Origin of the sequence: Kitasatospora sp. NPDC058184, assembly GCF_042883725.1 — a bacterium.
Lineage (GTDB): Bacteria > Actinomycetota > Actinomycetes > Streptomycetales > Streptomycetaceae > Kitasatospora.
The window spans coordinates 347,277-367,457 of sequence record NZ_JBHVVE010000004.1; the positions used below are offsets into that span (position 1 = coordinate 347,277).

The 20,181-nt window shown below is 70.6% G+C and carries 22 protein-coding genes; 21 read left to right on the top strand and 1 reads right to left on the bottom strand.

Features of this window, described 5'->3' with window-relative positions; translation table 11 throughout:
• The first annotated feature begins 1 nt into the window (after window position 1).
• From rpmE to ACFVXH_RS10215, 18 genes are all read left to right on the top strand, one after another.
• The gene (gene rpmE / locus ACFVXH_RS10130) at window positions 2-223 is read left to right on the top strand and encodes a 50S ribosomal protein L31 (RefSeq protein WP_030057539.1); all 222 of its coding nucleotides are present in this window, start codon (window positions 2-4) and stop codon (window positions 221-223) included.
• 132 nt (window positions 224-355) lie between these two features.
• Window positions 356-1,435 (top strand): peptide chain release factor 1, encoded by a 1,080-nt coding sequence (gene prfA / locus ACFVXH_RS10135; protein ID WP_049658075.1) that lies wholly within the window; start codon window positions 356-358, stop codon window positions 1,433-1,435.
• Window positions 1,436-1,498: 63 nt separating this feature from the next.
• Complete coding sequence (gene prmC / locus ACFVXH_RS10140) at window positions 1,499-2,365, top strand: peptide chain release factor N(5)-glutamine methyltransferase (protein ID WP_049658073.1); 867 nt, start codon at window positions 1,499-1,501, stop codon at window positions 2,363-2,365.
• A 158-nt stretch (window positions 2,366-2,523) separates the two neighbouring features.
• On the top strand, window positions 2,524-3,171 hold the full coding sequence (locus ACFVXH_RS10145; protein WP_049658072.1) for an L-threonylcarbamoyladenylate synthase: 648 nt from the start codon (window positions 2,524-2,526) through the stop codon (window positions 3,169-3,171).
• A 14-nt stretch (window positions 3,172-3,185) separates the two neighbouring features.
• A complete protein-coding gene (locus tag ACFVXH_RS10150; RefSeq protein WP_369808349.1) occupies window positions 3,186-3,845 on the top strand; it encodes a protein-tyrosine-phosphatase in 660 nt (219 codons plus the stop codon).
• A 107-nt stretch (window positions 3,846-3,952) separates the two neighbouring features.
• Window positions 3,953-5,233 carry a serine hydroxymethyltransferase gene (glyA, locus tag ACFVXH_RS10155; protein WP_117489544.1) on the top strand — a complete coding sequence of 427 codons (1,281 nt, stop codon included), beginning with the start codon at window positions 3,953-3,955 and terminating at the stop codon, window positions 5,231-5,233.
• 172 nt (window positions 5,234-5,405) lie between these two features.
• Window positions 5,406-6,695 carry an MraY family glycosyltransferase gene (locus tag ACFVXH_RS10160; RefSeq protein WP_049651812.1) on the top strand — a complete coding sequence of 430 codons (1,290 nt, stop codon included), beginning with the start codon at window positions 5,406-5,408 and terminating at the stop codon, window positions 6,693-6,695.
• Between the two features lie 296 nt (window positions 6,696-6,991).
• Window positions 6,992-7,435: a hypothetical protein gene (locus tag ACFVXH_RS10165; protein ID WP_387822017.1), complete on the top strand. Its 444-nt coding sequence runs from the start codon at window positions 6,992-6,994 to the stop codon at window positions 7,433-7,435.
• Window positions 7,436-7,720: 285 nt separating this feature from the next.
• Window positions 7,721-8,533 (top strand): F0F1 ATP synthase subunit A, encoded by an 813-nt coding sequence (atpB, locus tag ACFVXH_RS10170; RefSeq protein WP_049651806.1) that lies wholly within the window; start codon window positions 7,721-7,723, stop codon window positions 8,531-8,533.
• Between the two features lie 96 nt (window positions 8,534-8,629).
• A complete protein-coding gene (gene atpE / locus ACFVXH_RS10175) occupies window positions 8,630-8,866 on the top strand; it encodes an ATP synthase F0 subunit C (RefSeq protein WP_031074289.1) in 237 nt (78 codons plus the stop codon).
• 35 nt (window positions 8,867-8,901) lie between these two features.
• Window positions 8,902-9,462 (top strand): F0F1 ATP synthase subunit B, encoded by a 561-nt coding sequence (locus ACFVXH_RS10180; RefSeq protein WP_107086439.1) that lies wholly within the window; start codon window positions 8,902-8,904, stop codon window positions 9,460-9,462.
• Window positions 9,459-10,274, top strand: coding sequence for a F0F1 ATP synthase subunit delta (locus tag ACFVXH_RS10185; protein ID WP_049651805.1), 816 nt, complete (start codon window positions 9,459-9,461; stop codon window positions 10,272-10,274). The genes ACFVXH_RS10180 and ACFVXH_RS10185 overlap by 4 nt, the downstream gene beginning before the upstream one ends.
• A 156-nt stretch (window positions 10,275-10,430) precedes the next feature.
• Window positions 10,431-12,005, top strand: a complete 1,575-nt coding sequence (atpA, locus tag ACFVXH_RS10190; protein WP_049651804.1) for a F0F1 ATP synthase subunit alpha — start codon at window positions 10,431-10,433, stop codon at window positions 12,003-12,005.
• Window positions 12,006-12,037: 32 nt separating this feature from the next.
• A complete protein-coding gene (locus tag ACFVXH_RS10195; RefSeq protein WP_049651803.1) occupies window positions 12,038-12,952 on the top strand; it encodes a F0F1 ATP synthase subunit gamma in 915 nt (304 codons plus the stop codon).
• 2 nt (window positions 12,953-12,954) lie between these two features.
• A complete protein-coding gene (gene atpD / locus ACFVXH_RS10200) occupies window positions 12,955-14,400 on the top strand; it encodes a F0F1 ATP synthase subunit beta (RefSeq protein ID WP_049651802.1) in 1,446 nt (481 codons plus the stop codon).
• A 186-nt stretch (window positions 14,401-14,586) separates the two neighbouring features.
• Window positions 14,587-14,970, top strand: coding sequence for a F0F1 ATP synthase subunit epsilon (locus ACFVXH_RS10205; RefSeq protein ID WP_030235805.1), 384 nt, complete (start codon window positions 14,587-14,589; stop codon window positions 14,968-14,970).
• 148 nt (window positions 14,971-15,118) lie between these two features.
• Window positions 15,119-15,619 (top strand): DUF2550 domain-containing protein, encoded by a 501-nt coding sequence (locus ACFVXH_RS10210; protein WP_049651801.1) that lies wholly within the window; start codon window positions 15,119-15,121, stop codon window positions 15,617-15,619.
• A 53-nt stretch (window positions 15,620-15,672) separates the two neighbouring features.
• Entirely contained in the window at window positions 15,673-16,245 is a 573-nt protein-coding gene (locus tag ACFVXH_RS10215; protein ID WP_049651800.1) for a cob(I)yrinic acid a,c-diamide adenosyltransferase, read from the top strand.
• Window positions 16,246-16,310: 65 nt separating this feature from the next.
• Here ACFVXH_RS10215 and ACFVXH_RS10220 read toward each other — a convergent pair whose 3' ends face one another.
• Window positions 16,311-16,931: a hypothetical protein gene (locus ACFVXH_RS10220; RefSeq protein ID WP_063780161.1), complete on the bottom strand. Its 621-nt coding sequence runs from the start codon at window positions 16,929-16,931 to the stop codon at window positions 16,311-16,313.
• A gap of 157 nt (window positions 16,932-17,088) precedes the next feature.
• Between ACFVXH_RS10220 and ACFVXH_RS10225 the strand changes: the two genes are divergently transcribed.
• The 3 genes from ACFVXH_RS10225 (at window position 17,089) to ACFVXH_RS10235 (ending at window position 20,015) form a co-directional block, all read left to right on the top strand.
• On the top strand, window positions 17,089-18,297 hold the full coding sequence (locus tag ACFVXH_RS10225) for a sensor histidine kinase (protein ID WP_387822027.1): 1,209 nt from the start codon (window positions 17,089-17,091) through the stop codon (window positions 18,295-18,297).
• Entirely contained in the window at window positions 18,294-18,944 is a 651-nt protein-coding gene (locus ACFVXH_RS10230; protein WP_387822030.1) for a response regulator, read from the top strand. The genes ACFVXH_RS10225 and ACFVXH_RS10230 overlap by 4 nt, the downstream gene beginning before the upstream one ends.
• A gap of 201 nt (window positions 18,945-19,145) precedes the next feature.
• On the top strand, window positions 19,146-20,015 hold the full coding sequence (locus tag ACFVXH_RS10235; protein ID WP_049651797.1) for a 3-hydroxyacyl-CoA dehydrogenase family protein: 870 nt from the start codon (window positions 19,146-19,148) through the stop codon (window positions 20,013-20,015).
• The last annotated feature ends 166 nt before the right edge of the window (window positions 20,016-20,181 follow it).

Sequence of the window (20,181 nt, forward strand, 5' to 3'; positions counted from 1 at the left end):
CTTGAAGCCCAACGTTCACCCCGAGTACGTGGTCACGCGCGTGACCTGCACCTGCGGCGCCGAGTTCACCACCCGCTCGACCGAGACCAGTGGCGAGATCCGCGCCGAGGTCTGCTCGCAGTGCCACCCGTTCTACACCGGCAAGCAGAAGATCCTCGACACCGGTGGCCGCGTGGCCCGCTTCGAGGCCCGCTTCGGCAAGCAGCACAGCGCGAAGGCCTAGCGCTCCCTCGGCGCCGGTTCCCGGTGCCCCCGTACTCGTTGTCGGGGGCGCTGGGGGCCGGCGCCGTTCGCGTCCCCCCGCGAATTCCCCACCCCCCACACGTTTCCGAGTCACCGGGAAGAAGGCCACCCCATGTTCGAGGCAGTCGAAGAGCTCCTCGTCGAGCACGCCGACCTCGAGACGAGGCTGGCCGACCCGTCCGTCCACGCCGACCAGGCCAACGCCCGCAAGCTGGCCAAGCGGTACGCCGAGCTGACCCCGATCACCCGGGTCTACCGGCAGTGGCGGCAGGCCGGCGAGGACATCGAGGCCGCGCGCGAACTCGCCGCGGAGGACCCGGAGTTCATCGCCGAGGCGAAGGCCTCCGAGGCCCGCAGGGACGAGCTCACCGAGGAGCTGCGGCTGCTGCTGGTGCCGCGCGACCCGAGTGACGACAAGGACGTCATCCTGGAGATCAAGGCGGGCGAGGGCGGCGAGGAGTCCGCGCTGTTCGCCGGCGACCTGCTCCGGATGTACCTGCGCTACGCGGAGCGGATCGGCTGGAAGACCGAGATCATCGACTCCAACGAGTCCGACCTCGGCGGCTACAAGGACGTCTCGGTGGCCGTGAAGACCAAGGGCAACGCCGAGCCCGGCCAGGGCGTCTGGGCCCGGCTGAAGTACGAGGGCGGCGTGCACCGCGTGCAGCGCGTCCCCGCCACCGAGTCCCAGGGCCGCATCCACACCTCCGCGGCGGGCGTGCTGGTCACCCCCGAGGCGGAGGAGGTCGAGGTCGAGATCGTCGCCAACGACCTGCGGATCGACGTCTACCGCTCCTCCGGCCCCGGCGGCCAGTCGGTCAACACCACCGACTCCGCGGTCCGGATCACCCACCTGCCGACCGGTATCGTGGCGTCCTGCCAGAACGAGAAGAGCCAGCTCCAGAACAAGGAGCAGGCGATGCGCATCCTGCGTTCGCGGCTGCTGGCCGCCGCGCAGGAGGAGGCCGAGCGGGAGGCCTCGGACGCGCGCCGCAGCCAGGTCCGTACGGTCGACCGCTCGGAGCGGATCCGCACGTACAACTACCCCGAGAACCGCATCTCGGACCACCGCACCGGATTCAAGGCGTACAACCTGGACCAGGTCCTGGACGGCGAACTGAACGCGGTGATCCAGTCCTGCGTCGACAAGGACGCGGAGGCCAAGCTCGCCGCCGCGGCCCAAGAGAACTGAGACCGGCGCGCCCCAGCCCGCGCTTCGCCCGAAGCCGGAGCGCAGAAACAAGAGGTCGTACGGATGAACCTGCTGCTCGCCGAGGTGGCCCAGGCCACCCAGCGGTTGGCCGCGGCCGGCGTGCCGTCGCCGCGCTTCGACGCGGAGGAGCTCGCCGCCTACGTCCACCGCGTCAAGCGCAGCCAGCTGCACACGGTGAAGGACGCCGACTTCGACGCCCGCTACTGGGAGGCGGTCTCCCGCCGCGAGGCGCGCGAGCCGCTCCAGCACATCACCGGGCGGGCGTTCTTCCGCTACCTCGAACTGGAGGTCGGCCCCGGGGTGTTCGTGCCCCGGCCGGAGACCGAGACGGTCGTCGAGTGGGCGATAGACGCGGTGCGCGACATGGACGTGGCCGAGCCGCTGGTGGTGGACCTGTGCTCCGGCTCCGGCGCGATCGCCCTCGCCCTGGCCCAGGAACTGCCGCGCTCCACCGTGCACGCCTTCGAACTGGACGAGGGGGCGCTGGAGTACACCCGGCGCAACATCGAGGCCAGCCCGGACCGCGCCCGGGTCACCCTGCACGCCGGTGACGCCACCAAGGCCTTCGAGGACGACCGCTCCTGGGACGGCCGCTTCGACCTGGTCATCTCCAACCCGCCGTACATCCCGCTCACCGAGTGGGAGTACGTCGCGCCGGAGGCCCGCGACCACGACCCGCAGATGTCCCTGTTCTCCGGCGAGGACGGCCTGGACACCATCCGCGGCATCGAGCGGGTCGCGGCCCGACTGCTGCGCCCGGGCGGCGCGGTGGTGATCGAGCACGCCGACCAGCAGGGCGGCCAGGTGCCGTGGATCTTCAACGAGGAACACGGCTGGACGGACACCGCCGACCACCGCGACCTGAACAACCGGCCCCGCTTCACGACCGCCCGGAGGGTCGGGTCGTGAACAGTCGGGCACAGGACGACCGCCCGGAGGGTCGGGTCGTGAACCGTCGGGCACAGGACCACGGCCCGGAGGGTCGGGTCGTGACCACCGAGCACCGTACGACGGCGCGCAAGGCTGCGCTGTAACGCCATGAGCCACTCCGGAAGGGGACCGCACCGATGAGCCGCCGTTACGACTGTGCCGATGCCGGGGACCGCGCCACCGGTCTGCGCGAGGCCGCCTCGGCCATCCGCCGCGGCGAACTCGTCGTGCTGCCCACCGACACCCTGTACGGGGTCGGTGCGGACGCCTTCTCCCCGGAGGCGGTCGGCGAGCTGATGGCCGCCCGCGGCCGCGGCCGCAACACGCCCTCGCCGGTGCTGGTCGGCTCGCCGACCACCCTGCACGGCCTGGTCACCGACTTCTCCGAGCAGGCCTGGGAGCTGGTCGACGCCTTCTGGCCGGGCGGGCTCACCCTGGTCGCCCGGCACCAGCCCTCACTGCGCTGGGACCTCGGCGACACCCGCGGCACCGTCGCGGTCCGGATGCCGCTGCACCCGGTCGCCATCGAGCTGCTGAACAGCACCGGCCCGCTGGCCGTCTCCAGTGCCAACCGGATCGGCGGGGTCTCCCCGCTGACCTGTGACGAGGCACAGGCCCAGCTCGGCGACGCGGTCTCGGTCTACCTGGACGGCGGGGCGGCCGAGGACTCCGCCACCTCGTCGATCGTGGACGTCACCGGCAAGGTCCCGGTCCTGCTGCGGGCCGGTGCGATCAGCGTCGAGCAGCTGAGGGAGGTCGTCCCCGACCTGGAGGCCGGCAGTTGACGCCCACCGCCTCGCTGCACGCCGGGCCGGGCATAGCGCCGTACCTGAGCGTGGGCCCCAGGCCGCTGGACCACTTCCGGATCCTGTTCGTCTGCACGGGGAACATCTGCCGCTCGCCGATCGCCGAGCGGCTGACCCGGCGTGAGCTGGACACCCGGCTGAGCCCCCGGGTGGCCGGCCGGATCCTGGTGGAGAGCGCCGGCACCTGGGGCCACGAGGGCGCGCCGATGGAGGACCACGCCGCGACCGTGCTCGACGAGTACGGCGCCGACAGCGGCGGCTTCACCGGCCGCGAGCTGCTGGACGAGCACGTGGTCGAGGCCGACCTGGTGCTCACCGCGACGCTGGACCACCGCGCCCAGGTGATCTCGATGGGCCACGAGGCGGGGCTGCGCACCTTCACGCTGAAGGAGTTCACCCGCCTGGTGCGGACGATAGACCCGGGCACCCTGCCGGACCCGAGGCGCGGCGCCGACGTCACCGAGCGGGCCCGCGCGCTGGTCCGGGCGGCGGCCGCGCTGCGCGGCTGGCTGCTGGCCGCCACGCCGGAGTCGGACGAGGTGGACGACCCGTACGGGGCGCCGATCGGCATGTTCCGCAACTGCGGCGAGGAGATATTCCACGCGGTCGACCCGGTGGTCACCGCGCTGACCGGCGTCCCCGCGCCGCGCTGACGGGCAGGGCGCCGCACGGGGCCGTTCGGCCGCGGCCCGGCGGGCCGGGTGGCGGGAGCGGTCCTACGCTGGGTGACACAGTCCCCGCAGCGCCCGGGAGCCCCGCCATGACCGTCACCGATGCCGCGTCCGGCCCGACCGCCACGACCGGGCGCCCCTGGGCGTCCGAGGCGCTGCACCGGGCCGATCCGCAGCTGGCCGACCTGCTGGCCGCGGAGGCCGAGCGGCGCGCCGAGACGATCCAGCTGCTGGCGGGGGAGAACCTGACCACCCCCGCCGTCCTGGCGGCGCTCACCGGCCCGCTGATCGACAAGTACGCCGAGGGCTACCCGGGCCGACGGCACCACACCGGCTGCGCGCTGGCGGACGCCGCCGAGCTGCTGGCGATCGACCGGGCCCGCGAGCTGTTCGCCGCCCCGCACGCCAACGTCCAGCCGCGGTCGGCGACTTCGGCGATGCTGGCGGCGTACGCGGCGCTGCTGCGGCCCGGCGACGGGGTGCTGGCGATGTCACTGGAGCACGGCGGCCACCTCAGCTGCGGCTCGCGCGCCAACTTCTCCGGGCGCTGGTTCGACTTCACCGGCTACGGCGTGCGCGAGTCCGACGGGCTGATCGACCTCGACCAGGTCCGCGACCTGGCCCGGCAGCACCGCCCCAAGGCCATCGTGGCGGGTTCGATCTCGCACCCCCGGCACCCGGACTGGGCGGCGTTCCGCGAGATCGCCGACGAGGTGGACGCCTACCTGATCGCCTCCGCCGCGCAGACCACCGGGCTGATCGCGGCCGGGGTGGCGCCCTCCCCGGTGCCGTACGCGGACGTCACGGTGGCGGCCACCCACAAGCTGCTGCGGGGCCCGCGCGGCGGGCTGCTGCTGTGCACCGCGGAGCTGGCCGAGCGGATCGACCGGGCGGTGTTCCCGTTCAGCCAGGGCGGCGCGGCGATGAACGAGGTGGCCGGCAAGGCGGTGGCCCTCGCGGAGGCCTCGAAGCCCGCGTACCGGGCGTACGCGGAGCGGACGGTGTCCGGGGCGCGGGCGCTCGCCGCGGGGCTCGCAGAGGCCGGAATGCGCCCCCTGACGGGCGGTACCGACACCCACCTGGTGACCGCCGACGTGAGCCCGCTCGGCGTGACCGGCGCGGAGGCCGAGCGGCGCTGCGCGGCGGCCGGGCTGCTGCTCGGCAAGTGCGCGCTGCCGTACGACCCGGCGCCGGCCGCCGAGACCTCCGGCATCCGGCTGGGCACGGGCACGGTCACCAGCCAGGGGATGGGGGAGCCGGAGCTGGCGGAGCTCGCCGGGCTGATCGCGCGGGTGCTCGCCGGGGACGCGGTCGTCCCGGCCGCGGCGCGGGTCCGGGAGCTGGCGGCGGCCTTCGCCGACCGGGCCTGACGGCGGCCTTCCGCGGGTATCCGGATCTCCTACCCGGGAGGGCGAACCGCGATGCACGGTCCGGGCGTCCGACTCAATAAGGTGTGTGCCGTGGCGACGCACCTCGAACCCCGGGAAGGCAGGGGAGTACCTTCGGTACTTCCCCGTTCGACAGTGATGCAGGAGGCCAGTGGTGCGTGAGTATCTGCTGGTGCTGTTCTGCACCGCCGCCGTCACCTACCTGTTGACGGGCCCGGTCCGGAAGTTCGCCATCGCGGCCGGCGCCATGCCGCCGGTGCGCGCCCGCGACGTGCACCGCGAACCCACGCCGCGGCTCGGCGGCATCGCGATGTTCGGCGGACTGTGCGCGGGCATCCTGGTCGCCTCGCAGCTGGACAACCTGAGCAAGGTGTTCTCCCAGGGCACCGACATCCGCGCGCTGCTGTCCGGGGCCGGGATCATGTTCCTGCTCGGGGTGCTCGACGACAAGTGGGGCGTGGACGCGCTGGTGAAGCTCGGCGGCCAGATGATCGCCGCCGGCGTGATGGTCTGGCAGGGCGTCACGGTGATCACCCTCCCGGTGCCCGGTGTCGGCCCGGTCGCGGTGAGCCCGACCCAGGGCATGGTCATCTCGGTCACCCTGGTCGTCGTCATGGTCAACGCGGTGAACTTCATCGACGGCCTGGACGGCCTGGCCGGCGGCATGGTGTGCATCGCCGCGATGGCCTTCTTCCTGTACAGCTACCGGCTCTGGTACGGCTACACGATCTCCGACGCGGCCCCCGCGGTGCTGTTCAGCGTGCTGCTGATCGGCATGTGCCTGGGCTTCCTGGCGCACAACATGCACCCCGCGCGGATCTTCATGGGCGACTCCGGCTCGATGATGCTGGGCCTGATGCTGGCCGTCGCCGCGATCTCCATCACCGGCCGGGTCGACCCGGACCTGATCAGCAACGAGGCCGGCTCGCAGACCGCCGCCGTGCACGCCCTGGTGCCGATCTACATCCCGCTGCTGCTGCCGCTGACGGTCATCGCGCTGCCGCTGGCCGACCTGCTGCTCGCGGTGGTGCGCCGCACCTGGGCGGGCCAGTCCCCGTTCGCCGCGGACAAGCGCCACCTGCACCACCGGCTGCTCCAGGTGGGGCACTCGCACAGCCGCGCCGTGATGATCATGTACTTCTGGGCCGCGCTGATCGCCTTCGGCTCGGTCGCCTTCTCGGTGACCAACACCGGCCGCACCGTCGTCCTGACGCTCGCCGGGCTCTGCCTGGTCGGCCTGGTGGTGCTGCTCACCCCGCGGTTCCGGCCGCGCGCCCCGCGGGCGGTGCAGTCCTTCGTCCCCCCGCGCTACCGCCGGCAGCAGAGCGGTCCGATGGCTGAACTGTCGGCCAAGGACAAGGAACTCCTGGGTGAAGCCGGGCGGGAGTCCGGCGTGGGCTCCACCGCGGTCGGCTCCCACCCCAAGGCCACCGGCCGCCACTGACAAGGGAGTTGATGCCACGACAGGTGGCCGTCACCCGAACGGCGGAATCGTTGCGCCGTTGGTGTGACAGGTGCCACACATTCATGGTAAAGCTCTCATCAAATAGTTTGTGATACCGTTCACGAGTATCGAGAACACGCCGAAAGACCTGACAGGTGGATGACTTCCGTCCCTGTCGGTCTCCCTCACCGGGCCCGTCGCTCACATGGCGGCCCGCGGCGATGCCTCGGTCCGGTGTCACCCGCCACCGCAGTGCCCGTCCCCCGCCACATCGACATGCCGCCGGAGCTGCCGACATGCCGTCCACCGACGCCCGGATCCTCCGAGGCGCCGCGATTCCCACTGCGGTCGCCGGAATCATCGCCATGGTGATCTCCTTTGCCGTTGCCGGTGGGAAGGGGCTGCTCGGCGCCCTCCTCGGCGCACTCCTCGTGATGGCCTTCTTCAGCTTCGGCCAGGTCGCGCTCGACCGGCTGACCAGGTCGAACCCGCAGATCATGATGGCCGCGGCGCTGCTGGTGTACACCACGCAGATCCTGCTGGTCGGCATCGTGCTCGCGGTCTTCAAGGACACCGAGCTGTTCAACCGGCAGGCCTTCGCGTTCACCCTGCTCGGCTGCGCTCTGATCTGGACGGGCTTCCAGGTGCGCGGTGCGCTCAAGGCCAAAACCTTCTACGTCGACCCCGACGCCTCCGAAAAGAAGGGCGACAAGCCCTCCGACAAGGGGCGTCAACAGTGACGAGGCCCAACTGTCCCCCCAACGAGGGGGGCGGTGTTTATGCCGCACTGACGGGCTGCTATCGTCCGTCGCAACAACGGAGTACGGGAAGAGGCCTGGTCTGTCCGGAGAGCGGACGGATCGCCCCCCTGATCCGCGCAGTCTTCGATGATCCCGCTGTGGTGCCGTGCACCGGCGCGCGGGGTCGGCGAGAAACCCATCAAGTTCCAGTGCCGCTCCGTGGTCGCAGGCCACGCCGACACACCGAGGTTGCCGTAACCATGCGTCACGACGAAGGAGTCCGCGGTGAGTGCTGAACTCACGTCCCTCGCCTCAGGCAGTTGCCACTTCGGGGACGCTGGCTGTGGCTTCCCGGCCCCGGGTCTGAACGAGTTCCAGTTCAAGCCGATCTTCTCGATCGGCAGCATCGAGTTCAACAAGCCGATGCTGCTGTCGATCATCGTCGCGCTCCTGGTCGTCGTGTTCTTCTGGGCCGCCTTCGCCAAGCCGCGCCTCGTCCCCGGCAAGCTGCAGCTGGTCGGTGAGATCGGCTACGACTTCGTCAAGCGCTCCATCGTGCTGGAGACGATCGGCAAGAAGGGCGAGAAGTACGTCCCGATGCTGGTCTCGATGTTCTTCTTCATCTGGTTGATGAACATCATGTCGATCATCCCGTTCGCACAGTTCCCGGTGTCGGCGGCGATCGCGTTCCCGGCCGGCCTCGCTGCGGTCGTGTGGATCACCTACATGACGCTGACCTTCAAGAAGCACGGCTTCGTCGGCGGTCTCAAGAACCTCTGCTGGCCGTCGGGCATCCCCGGCTGGGTCATGTTCATCCTGGTGCCGATCGAGTTCTTCTCGAACATCTTCGTGCGCCCCTTCACGCTCGCGGTCCGAGCCTTCGCGAACATGTTCGCCGGCCACCTGCTGATCGTGATGTTCTCCATCGCCTCCTGGTACCTGCTCAGCCCGTCCCTGGGCGCGCTGTACGGCTCGGCCTCGTTCATCGTGGCCGTCGGCCTGACCGCCTTCGAGCTGCTGGTCCAGTTCCTGCAGGCCTACATCTTCGTGATGCTGGCCAGCAGCTACATCGCCGGTGCCCTGGAAGAGGCGCACTGAGCCCCGGGGCCCCGGCCCCGCCGAGAACCACTTCCCGTCCCGGATCGCCCGGTGGCCAATCACCACCGGTTCACCACCCTGCAAAGGACAACGTCAATGAGCATCCTCGCTGAGGGCACTGTCTACGGTTCCGTCGCCTCCCTGGGCTACGGCCTCGCCGCCATCGGCCCCGGCATCGGCGTCGGTCTGATCTTCGGTAACGGTGTCCAGGCCATGGCCCGCCAGCCCGAGGCTGCCGGTCTCATCCGTTCCAACATGTTCATCGGCTTCGCGCTGACCGAGGCGCTCGCCCTCATCGGCATCGTCATGCCGTTCGTCTTCGGCAACAAGTAATCCCGCCGTAGACCCTTTCTGAGGAAGGTCCAGATATGAGCATGGCGATCGTCCAGCTCGCGGCCGAGGAGAAGATGAACCCTCTCCTCCCCGCGTGGCCCGAGATCATCATCGGCCTGCTCTGCTTCTTCATCGTCTTCGGTCTGCTCGGCAAGAAGCTCCTCCCCAGCATCGAGAAGGTGCTGTCGGAGCGCCGGGACGCGATCGAGGGCGGGATGGAGCGCGCCGAGGCCGCCCAGGTGGAGGCCCAGGCCCTGCTTGAGCAGTACCGCGCCGAGCTCGCCGAGGCGCGCCACGAGGCTGCCCGCATCGTCGAGCAGGCTCGCGAGCAGGGTGCCGCCCAGCTCGCCGAGATGCGCGAGGAGGGCCAGCGCCAGCGCGAGGCCATCGTCGCCGCCGGTCACGCCCAGATCGAGGCGGACAAGAAGCAGGCCACTGCCGCCCTGCGTCAGGACGTGGGCTCGCTGGCCACCCAGCTGGCGTCCCGCATCGTGGGTGAGTCCCTCGAGGACCACACCCGGCAGAGCGGCGTCATCGACCGCTTCCTGGACGAGCTGGAGGCCAAGGCCGCCGTTGCTCAGGGTGCGGCCAAGTGATCGGCGCCAGCCGTGAGGCCCTCGTCGCCGGCCGGCAGAACCTGGAGAGCCTGACCGACTCCACCTCGGTGGACGCGGCCAAGCTCGCCGAGGAGCTCACCGCCGTCACGGCCGTGCTGGACCGCGAGGTGTCGCTGCGCCGCGTCCTGACCGACCCCTCGCGGTCGGGCCAGGACAAGGCCCAGCTGGTCACCTCGCTGCTGACCGGCCAGGTCTCCGGCGAGGCCGTCGACCTGGTCTCCGGCCTGGTCCGCTCCCGCTGGTCGGGCTCGCGCGACCTGGTGGACGCGACCGAGGAGCTCGCCGCCTACGCGGAGATCATCGCCGCGGACAAGGCCGGCGCCCTGGACGACGTCGAGGACGAGCTCTTCCGCTTCGGCCGGGTGGTGAGCGGCTCGCACGAGCTGCGCGCCGCGCTGACCGAGCCGAAGGCCGGTGCCGTCGCGAAGGCCGGGCTGATCGGCAAGCTGCTCGGCGGCCGCGCCAACGCCGGTACCGTCCGGCTGGTCACCGCCCTCGTCAACGTGCCGCGTGGCCGTAGCCTGGAGCAGGGCCTGGAGTCCTACTCGAAGCTCGCCGCCGCGCGCCGCGGCCGCGTGGTGGCCCTGGTCACCACCGCGGTGCCGCTGTCGGACACCCAGAAGGAGCGCCTGTCCGGTGCTCTGGCCCGGATGTACGGCCGCCAGGTCCACCTGAACATCGACGTCGACCCCGAGGTCGTCGGCGGCGTCCGGGTGCAGATCGGCGACGAGATCATCAACGGCACCGTGTCGAGCCGCCTCGAGGGCGCTCGCCAGTCGCTCGAAGGCTGAGCACCCAAGCAGCACATCCGACCCTCGGTCGGGAAACCGGCTCCCCAAGGAGCCGGCACATCGTACGGCCGGTTCGGAAGACCCGGCCGAGAGTCGAATACTTGCGGCCCTCAATGGCGGGCCGAGGATCGCAAACTAGGAGAGCAGGGAAGCCTGATGGCGGAGCTTACGATCCGTCCGGAGGAGATCCGGGACGCGCTGGCCGACTTTGTCCAGTCGTACCAGCCGGACGCCGCTTCTGTGGAAGAGGTCGGCAAGGTCACTGACGCGGCGGACGGCATCGCGCATGTCGAGGGCCTGCCCTCGGTCATGGCGAACGAGCTGCTGAAGTTCGAGGACGGCACGCTCGGCCTCGCGCTGAACCTCGACACCCGCGAGATCGGTGTCGTCGTCCTCGGTGAGTTCGGCGGCATCGAAGAGGGCCAGACCGTGCGCCGCACCGGCGAGGTCCTCTCGGTTCCGGTCGGCGACGGCTACCTCGGCCGCGTCGTGGACCCGCTGGGCAACCCGATCGACGGCCTGGGCGACATCGCCGCCACCGGTCGCCGTGCCCTGGAGCTGCAGGCCCCCGGCGTCATGGCCCGCAAGTCGGTCAAGCAGCCGCTGCAGACCGGTATCAAGGCCATCGACGCGATGACCCCGATCGGCCGCGGCCAGCGCCAGCTGATCATCGGCGACCGCCAGACCGGCAAGACCGCGGTGGCCGTCGACACGATCATCAACCAGCGTGACAACTGGCGCTCGGGCGACCCGGAGAAGCAGGTCCGCTGCATCTACGTCGCCGTGGGCCAGAAGGGCTCCACCATCGCGTCCGTCCGCGGCGCCCTGGAGGAGGCCGGCGCGCTGGAGTACACCACCATCGTGGCCGCTCCCGCCTCCGACCCGGCCGGCTTCAAGTACCTCGCCCCGTACACCGGTTCGGCCATCGGCCAGGAGTGGATGTACGACGGCAAGCACGTCCTGATCATCTTCGACGACCTGTCGAAGCAGGCCGAGGCCTACCGTTCCGTCTCCCTGCTGCTGCGCCGCCCGCCGGGCCGCGAGGCCTACCCGGGTGACGTCTTCTACCTGCACTCCCGCCTGCTGGAGCGCTGCGCGAAGCTGAACGACGCCCTGGGCGGCGGCTCGATGACCGGTCTGCCGATCATCGAGACCAAGGCCAACGACGTCTCGGCGTACATCCCGACCAACGTCATCTCCATCACCGACGGCCAGTGCTTCCTGGAGTCCGACCTGTTCAACGCCGGCATCCGCCCGGCCGTGAACGTCGGTATCTCGGTCTCCCGCGTCGGTGGCTCCGCCCAGATCAAGGCCATGCGCTCGGTCGCCGGCCGCCTGCGTCTGGACCTCGCCCAGTACCGTGAGCTGGAGGCCTTCGCCGCCTTCGGTTCCGACCTGGACGCGGCCTCCAAGGCCCAGCTGGAGCGCGGTGCGCGCATGGTCGAGCTGCTGAAGCAGGGCCAGTACCAGCCGTTCCCGGTCGAGGAGCAGGTCGTCTCCATCTGGGCCGGCACCACCGGCAAGCTGGACGACGTCCCGGTCGCCGAGATCCGCCGCTTCGAGCGCGAGTTCCTGGACCACGTCCGCCTCCAGCACAAGGACCTGCTGGCCGGCATCGTGGAGACCGGCCTGCTGGCCGACGGCACCGTCGACGCGCTGACCAGCGCCGTCGAGGCCTTCAAGCAGGGGTACCAGACCGCTGACGGCAAGCTGCTCTCCGAGCAGGCCTGAGTCCGGTAGCGAGGGAAAGGACGTAACGACCCATGGGAGCACAGCTTCGGGTCTACAAGCGCCGGATCCGCTCTGTCACCGCGACGAAGAAGATCACCAAGGCGATGGAGATGATCTCCGCGTCGCGCATCGTCAAGGCGCAGCGCGCGGTGGCCGCCTCCACTCCGTACGCCGATGAGCTCACCCGGGCGGTGACGGCGGTGGCCACCCGGTCCAACGCCAAGCACCCGCTCACCACCGAGAACCCGGCCGCCAAGCGCGCCGCGGTCCTGCTGATCACGGCGGACCGCGGCCTGGCGGGCGGCTACTCGACCAACGCCATCAAGGCCGCCCAGGTGCTCAGCGAGCGCCTGCGGTCCGAGGGCAAGGACGTGGTGACGTACATCATCGGCCGCAAGGGCGTCTCGTACTACACGTTCCGCGGCCTGACGGTGGCGGACTCGTGGACGGGGTTCTCGGACAAGCCGACCTACGGTGACGCGAAGACCGTGGCGGCCGACCTGATCGAGGCCTTCACGGCCGAGACCGGCGGCGTGGACGAGCTGCACCTGGTCTCCACCGAGTTCGTGTCGATGCTGACGCAGAACGCGGTCGAGGCGCGGCTGCTGCCGCTGAAGCTGGACGAGGTCCAGCTCAGCGACCAGTCGCCGGCCAAGTCGGAGATCTTCCCGCTGTACGACTTCGAGCCGTCGGCGGAGGGCGTCCTGGACGCGCTCCTGCCGCGGTACGTCGAGAGCCGGATCTACAACGCGCTGCTGCAGTCGGCCGCTTCCGAGCACGCCGCCCGCCGCCGCGCGATGAAGAGCGCGACGGACAACGCCGGCGAGCTCATCAAGTCGCTCACGCGGCTTGCCAACTCGGCCCGTCAGGCCGAGATCACCCAGGAAATCAGCGAGATCGTCGGCGGCGCCAACGCCCTCGCCGACGCTAGCCGCGGGAGCGAATGAGTATGACCACCACTGTTGAGCCGACCACGGCGACGGGCCGCGTCGCGCGGGTCATCGGCCCGGTCGTCGACGTGGAGTTCCCCGTCGACGCGATTCCGGACATGTACAACGCCCTGCACGTCGAGGTGGACAACCCCGACGGCACGGGCAAGAAGATCCTGACCCTCGAGGTCGCCCAGCACCTCGGCGACGGCATGGTCCGCGGCATCTCGATGCAGCCGACCGACGGCCTGGTCCGCGGTTCGCAGGTCTCCGACACCGGTGCGGCGATCTCCGTCCCGGTCGGCCAGATCACCAAGGGCAAGGTGTTCAACGCCCTCGGTGACGTGCTGAACGTCGACAAGGCGGAGTTCGACAAGCAGGTCGAGGTCCGCTGGCCGATCCACCGCAAGGCTCCCGAGTTCAAGGACCTCGAGTCCAAGACCGAGATGTTCGAGACCGGTATCAAGGTCATCGACCTGCTCACCCCGTACGTCACGGGTGGCAAGATCGGTCTGTTCGGTGGTGCCGGTGTCGGCAAGACCGTTCTGATCCAGGAGATGATCTACCGCGTCGCCGAGAACTTCGGTGGTGTGTCGGTGTTCGCCGGTGTCGGCGAGCGCACCCGTGAGGGCAACGACCTCATCGACGAGATGGTCGACTCGGGCGTTCTGGACAAGACCGCGCTGGTCTTCGGCCAGATGGACGAGCCGCCGGGCACCCGTCTGCGGGTCGCGCTGTCCGCGCTGACCATGGCGGAGTACTTCCGTGACGTCGAGAAGCAGGACGTGCTCCTCTTCATCGACAACATCTTCCGGTTCACCCAGGCCGGTTCCGAGGTGTCGACCCTGCTCGGCCGCATGCCCTCCGCGGTGGGCTACCAGCCGAACCTGGCCGACGAGATGGGCCTCCTGCAGGAGCGCATCACCTCGACCCGCGGTCACTCGATCACCTCGATGCAGGCGATCTACGTCCCCGCGGACGACCTGACCGACCCGGCGCCGGCCACCACCTTCGCCCACCTGGACGCGACGACCGTTCTGTCGCGCCCGATCTCGGAGAAGGGCATCTACCCGGCCGTCGACCCGCTGGACTCCACGTCCCGCATCCTCGACCCGCGGTACATCGCGCAGACCCACTACGACACGGCCATCCGTATCAAGGGGATCCTGCAGAAGTACAAGGACCTCCAGGACATCATCGCGATCCTCGGTATCGACGAGCTGTCCGAAGAGGACAAGATCACGGTGCACCGTGCCCGTCGCATCGAGCGCTTCCTCTCGCAGAACACCTACGTGGCGAAGCAGTTCACCGGTGTCGAGGGTTCGACCGTGCCGCTGTCGGAGACCATCGAGGCCTTCAACGCGATCGCGGACGGCAAGTACGACTCCGTCCCGGAGCAGGCCTTCTTCATGTGCGGTGGCATCGAGGACCTCGAGAAGAACGCCGCCGAGCTGGCGAAGAAGTAATCGCGGCCGGTAGCAGCTGAGCGTGACCGTGAGGGGTGGGCCCCAGCCCTGGGACCCACCCCTCGCGTCGCATCGGCTGTGATTCCGGTCAAATCCGTGCCGCCGGTTTCATGCCGGAGGCGCGGGGCCGTTATTCTTACCGAAACTCCCGAGTAATCGGGCGTTGCATGAGCCTAGGAGCCCACGTTGGCTGAGCTGCACGTCGAGCTGGTCGCAGCCGACCGCAAGGTGTGGTCCGGTGCGGCCACCATCGTCGTCGCCCGTACGGCCTCCGGTGACACCGGCATCATGCCGGGCCACACCCCGGTGCTGAGCGTGCTGGAGACCGGTCCCGTCACCATCCGCACGGTGGACGGCGGCACCGTGATCGCCGCGGTGCACGGCGGCTTCATCTCCTTCGCCGACAACAAGCTGTCTCTGCTCGCGGAGATCGCCGAGCTGGCGGACGAGATCGACGTCGCGCGTGCCGAGCGCGCACTGGAGAAGGCCAAGTCGGGCCTGGACGAGCACGCCGAGCGGCGCGCCGAGGTCCGTCTGTTCGCGGCGCGCGGCCTCAAGGCCCACGCCTGAGTGCGCCGGACCCCGGTTTAGCGGGGTCGACCGACGGTCCCGGGGACGCGCGAGCGTGACCCCGGGACTGTCGTCGTAGTTGGTAGGTCAGCGCGGTCGCTTGATACGACCGTTACGGGGAACGCGGGTAGCGAGGAGGTAGGTGAGCATGGTCCTCGCGCTTGTGGTGTGTGCGGCGGTCGTGGCCCTGGGAGTGATCGGGCTGATGGCCTTCGCCGTCCGACGCCGCCTGATCCAGCGGGTCGGCGGCACCTTCGACTGCAGTTACCGGCTCAAAATGCCCGCCGACGCCTCGACGCAGCCCGACCTCGACGAGAACGGCAAACCCACCTCAGCCCCGGTCCCCCCGACCGACGGCAAGGGGTGGGTTTTTGGTATCGGCCGCTACAGCGGTGACTCGATCGAGTGGTTCCGGGTCTTCTCGTACGCCCCGCGCCCGCGCAAGATGCTTCCGCGCCGGGAGATCGAGGTGCTCGGCCGGCGCTACCCGGAGGGCCAGGAGGAACTGGCGCTGCTGTCCGGCTCGGTGGTGCTGCGCTGCCTGCACAACGGGGCGCCGCTGGAACTGGCGATGAGCGAGGACGCGCTGACCGGCTTCCTGGCCTGGCTGGAGGCGGCCCCGCCCGGGCAGAGGGTGAACGTCGCGTAGCGGCCTCTCCAGGCGGGGTTAACGTCGCCTAACCCGGCGGCTACGCTGGCCGCATGGTCAATCTGACGCGCATCTACACCCGTACCGGCGATGACGGCACCACCGCGCTCGGCGACATGAGCCGGACCAGCAAGACCGATCCGAGACTGATCGCGTACGCGGACGCCAACGAGGCGAACGCGGCGATCGGGGTGGCCCTCGCCGTGGGGGAGCTGCCGGAGGACATGACGGCGGTGCTCGTCCGGGTCCAGAACGACCTGTTCGACGTCGGCGCCGACCTGTCCACCCCGGTGGTGGAGGACCCGAAGTACCCGCCGCTGCGGGTGCTGCAGTCCTACATCGACCGGCTGGAGGCGGACTGCGACGACTACCTGGCGCGGGTGGAGAAGCTGCGCAGCTTCATCCTGCCCGGCGGCACGGCCGGGGCGGCCCACCTGCACCTGGCCTGCACGGTGGTCCGGCGGGCCGAGCGCTCCACCTGGTCGGCGATCGCGGAGCACGGCGACAGCGTCAACCCGCTGACCGCGAAGTACCTCAACCGGCTGTCCGACCTGCTGTTCATCCTGGCCCGGGTGGCCAACAAGGAGCGCGGCGACGTGCTCTGGGTCCCGGGCGAGAACCGCTAGAACGCGTCGAGGGCCCGTCCCCGGACTCCTCCCCCGTGGGGGTCCGGGGACGGGCCCTCGACGGTTCAGGGCCGGTCGGCGGGGGTGCCGCCGGGGGTGGTCCCGGCGAGGGTCTTCCCGGTGACCACCCGGCCGTCCTCGACCAGCACGCCGGCCGGCGGCTGCTTGGGCCAGAGCGAGTAGCAGCCGGCCACGATCACGTTGACCACGGCGGCGATGCCCAGCTTGAGGTACCACTGGAGGAAGGTGCCGAAGTGGGCGGAGCCCGCGGAGAGCGGGACGAGCAGGGTGATCAGGCTCAGCGTGACGGCGGCGGACACGACGGTCCGGCCGGCGATCTGCCACTCGTACCTGGTCCGCTCGGGCCCGTACTTGGGCGAGGGCAGCGGCTTGGGGCCGCCGGCGAAGCGGTGCAGGAAGTGCCGGTCGGCCCAGCGGACCAGCGAGGGGCCGTAGCCGATCGAGAAGCCCGCGTAGCTCGCGGCCAGGGCGTGCGTCCAGCTCGCGGTGGAGCCGCCGCGCAGGTCGAGGACGGTGAGGGCGTAGAGGGTGAGGTCGACCAGCGGCAGACCGACCAGCAGCGCGGTGCTGGTGCGGCGCCACCGGAGCAGGTAGCGGGTGGCGAGGCCGAGGCCGAGCAGGATCCAGAAGGAGATCTCGGCCGCGACGATGAGGGTGACGATCACGTTCTGCTCCCGGGTGTTTCGGCGGTGCTTCCAGCCTGGTGCGCGGGCGTGCCGCTGTCGTCGTCGCGCGGTGCCGTAGCGGCCTGCACCTTTCGATGTAGCGGGCTCCTCCGTGGACCGGAGCCGGGCCGGCCGCCGGGGATGGTGAGATGGGAACGTGCCCCTCCCGTTCCCCGCCCTCTCCCCGCGCCGGCAGGACCAGCTGATCGCCCTCTGCGGGCTGCTCGGCGGTTCGGTGCTGATCGTCTTCAAGGTGTACGACCGGGCCGACCGGGTGCCGCTGTGGGCGGTGGTGCTGCCGCTGATGGTGCTGGCGGGGTTGGAGCTGGTGCGCCGGACCAGGCCGGTGCTCGCGGTGTCGCTGGGCGGGCTGGCCTTCGCGGGCAGCCTGTTCGCGGGCAGCCTGCTGGCGACGCTGATCATGTACACCGACCTGCTGTACGCGGCGGTGATCTACGGGACCCCGCGGATGTCCCGGGTGCTGCACCTGAGCGGCGGGGCCACCGTGCTGGCGCTCTCCACCCTCGCGGCGATCTACGGCGGGACGTCCGGCGCGCTGCTGGTGGTGGTGGTCAGTTCGCTGGTCTTCCTGGCCCCGGTGTGGACCGGGGACGTGGTGCGCAAGCACCGGGAGGAGGCGGAGGCCGAGCGGCTGCGGGCGGAACAGACCGCGCTGCTCTCGGAGATGGACCGGCGCGAGGCGATCGGTGCCGAACGGGCCCGGATGGCACGGGAGTTGCACGACGTGGTGGCCAACCACCTGTCGGCGATCGCGATCCACGCCACCGGCGCCCAGTCGGTGGCCCGGCGCCGGAGCCTGCCCGAGGACGATCCGCTGGTGGAGGTGCTGGCGGTGATCCGGGAGAACAGCGTCCAGGGATTGGCCGAAATGCGACGCATGATCGGGCTGCTCCGGGACAGCGGCGGGGGAGAGGTGGACGAGTCCTACGCGGCGCCCGACCTGGCCGCGGTGGACGCCCTGCTGGCCAAGGCCCGGGCGGCGGGCCAGGACGTCGGGCTGGACTTCGAGCTGTCCGAGTCCGGTGAGCGCGGTGACCTGCCGGTGCCGGTCGGGCTGGCCGCGTACCGGATCGTCCAGGAGTCGCTGACCAACGCGCTCAAGCACGCCGGGCCCGGACTGGTCAGCCTGCGGCTGGAGTTCGCGCCGGAGGAGCTGCGGATCGCCGTCGACAGCCCGTACCGGGGCGGGCCGGGCCGCGGGCTGCCCGGCGCCCGGGCGGGGCTGGTGGGCATGGCGGAACGGGCCGGGCTGCTCGGCGGCAGCTTCGAGGCCGGGCCGCGGGACGGGTACTGGAGGGTGCGCGCGGTGCTGCCGCGCGCCCAGGGGAACGAGGGGCGGGCATGACGATCCGGGTACTGGTGGCCGAGGACCAGGCGGCGGTGCGGGCGGCGCTGGTGATGATCCTGCGCGCCGAGCCGGGCTTCGAGGTGGTCGGGCAGGCCGCCGACGGCGAGGAGGCCGTCCGGCTGGCGCTGGAGCTGCGGCCGGACGTGGTGCTGATGGACGTGCAGATGCCCCGGCTGGACGGCGTCTCGGCGACCCGCGAGGTGGTCGCCGCCGGGGCCGGGCAGGTGCTCGTGCTGACCACCTTCGACCTGGACGAGTACGTCTACGGCGCGCTGCGGGCCGGCGCGTCCGGTTTCCTGCTCAAGGACCTGGAGGCGGACACCCTGGTCGAGGGCATCCGTACGGTGGCGCGCGGGGACGGCATGCTGGCGCCCTCGGTGACCAAGCGTCTGATCGGGGCCTTCGCCCGCCCCGAGCGGACGGTCGGACCGGAGGCCCGGGCGGCGGTGGGGGCGCTGACCGGCCGCGAGCGGGAGGTGCTGGCCTGCATCGGCTCCGGGATGTCCAACGGGGAGATCGCGGCCCGGCTGGAGATGGCGGAGGCGACCACCAAGACGCACGTCAGCCGCATCCTGGCGAAGCTGCGGCTGCGCAGCCGGGTGCAGGCGGCGATCCTGGCCCAGGACCTCGGGATGACCATCTGATCACCCTCTTGTCGCCCTCCGGTCGCCTTCTTGGGCGACCGACCAGGTCGGTTGCAGATCACACTCCCGATTGCTATTGCACGGGGGATTTGGGCATTAGAGTCCGGCCAGAGCGATGCGGCTCCTACGGCGGGTGACCCCTGTCCTGAGCCGCCTTCAGGGCCCGCCCGCAGGGCGGCGACGGCATCGGGAGACCCAGCCATGAGCAATGCGTCCAGCAAGCAGATCGCCGTGATCGGTGCCGGCCTGATGGGCGCCGGCATCGCCCAGGTGTCCGCGCAGGCCGGCCACCCGGTGGTGCTGCGGGACGTCACCGAGGAGGCGCTCCAGCGGGGCCTGGCGGGCATCCGCGCCTCGTACGGGAAGTTCGTCGCCAAGGGCAGGCTGAGCGCCGAGGACGCCGAGGCCGCGCTGGGCCGGATCACCACCACCACCGACCTGGGCGCCGTCGCCGAGGCCGACATCGTGGTCGAGGCCGTGTTCGAGAAGCTGGAGGTCAAGGAGGGCGTCTTCCGCGAGCTCGACAAGCTCGCCAAGGACGGCGCCGTGCTGGCCTCCAACACCTCCGCCATCCCGATCACCCGGATCGCCGCCGCCACGGAGCGCCCGGAGTCGGTCGTCGGCGTCCACTTCTTCTCGCCGGTCCCGATGATGAAGCTGGTCGAGCTGGTCCGCGGCTACAAGACCAGCGACGAGACGCTGGCCACCGCCCGCGCCTACGCCGAGGGCGTCGGCAAGGAGGTCGTGGTGGTCAACCGCGACGTGGCCGGCTTCGTGACCACCCGCCTGATCACCGCGCTGGTCGTCGAGGCCGCCAGCCTGTACGAGTCGGGCGTGGCCACCGCCGAGGACATCGACACCGCCTGCCGGCTCGGTTTCGGCCACGCGATGGGCCCGCTCCAGACCGCCGACCTGACCGGCGTGGACATCCTGCTGCACGCCGCCCGCAACATCTACGACGAGACCCAGGACGAGAAGTTCGCCGCGCCGGAGATCATGGCCCGCATGGTCACCGCCGGTGACCTGGGACGCAAGAGCGGCCGCGGCTTCTACCCGTACGAGGGCAAGTGAGCCGGCGGGGCTGAACGACCGGCGGGCCGTGCGATCGGAGCATCGTACGGCCCGCTCCGCCGGGCCGGGTGAGTTTCCTCACGCAGCGTGCCGCAGACGGGTGATTTGGGCGGTAATCGAGCGTAGGTGTGGGGCCGACCTGCGTATATTCCCTCGGACGGGTGAA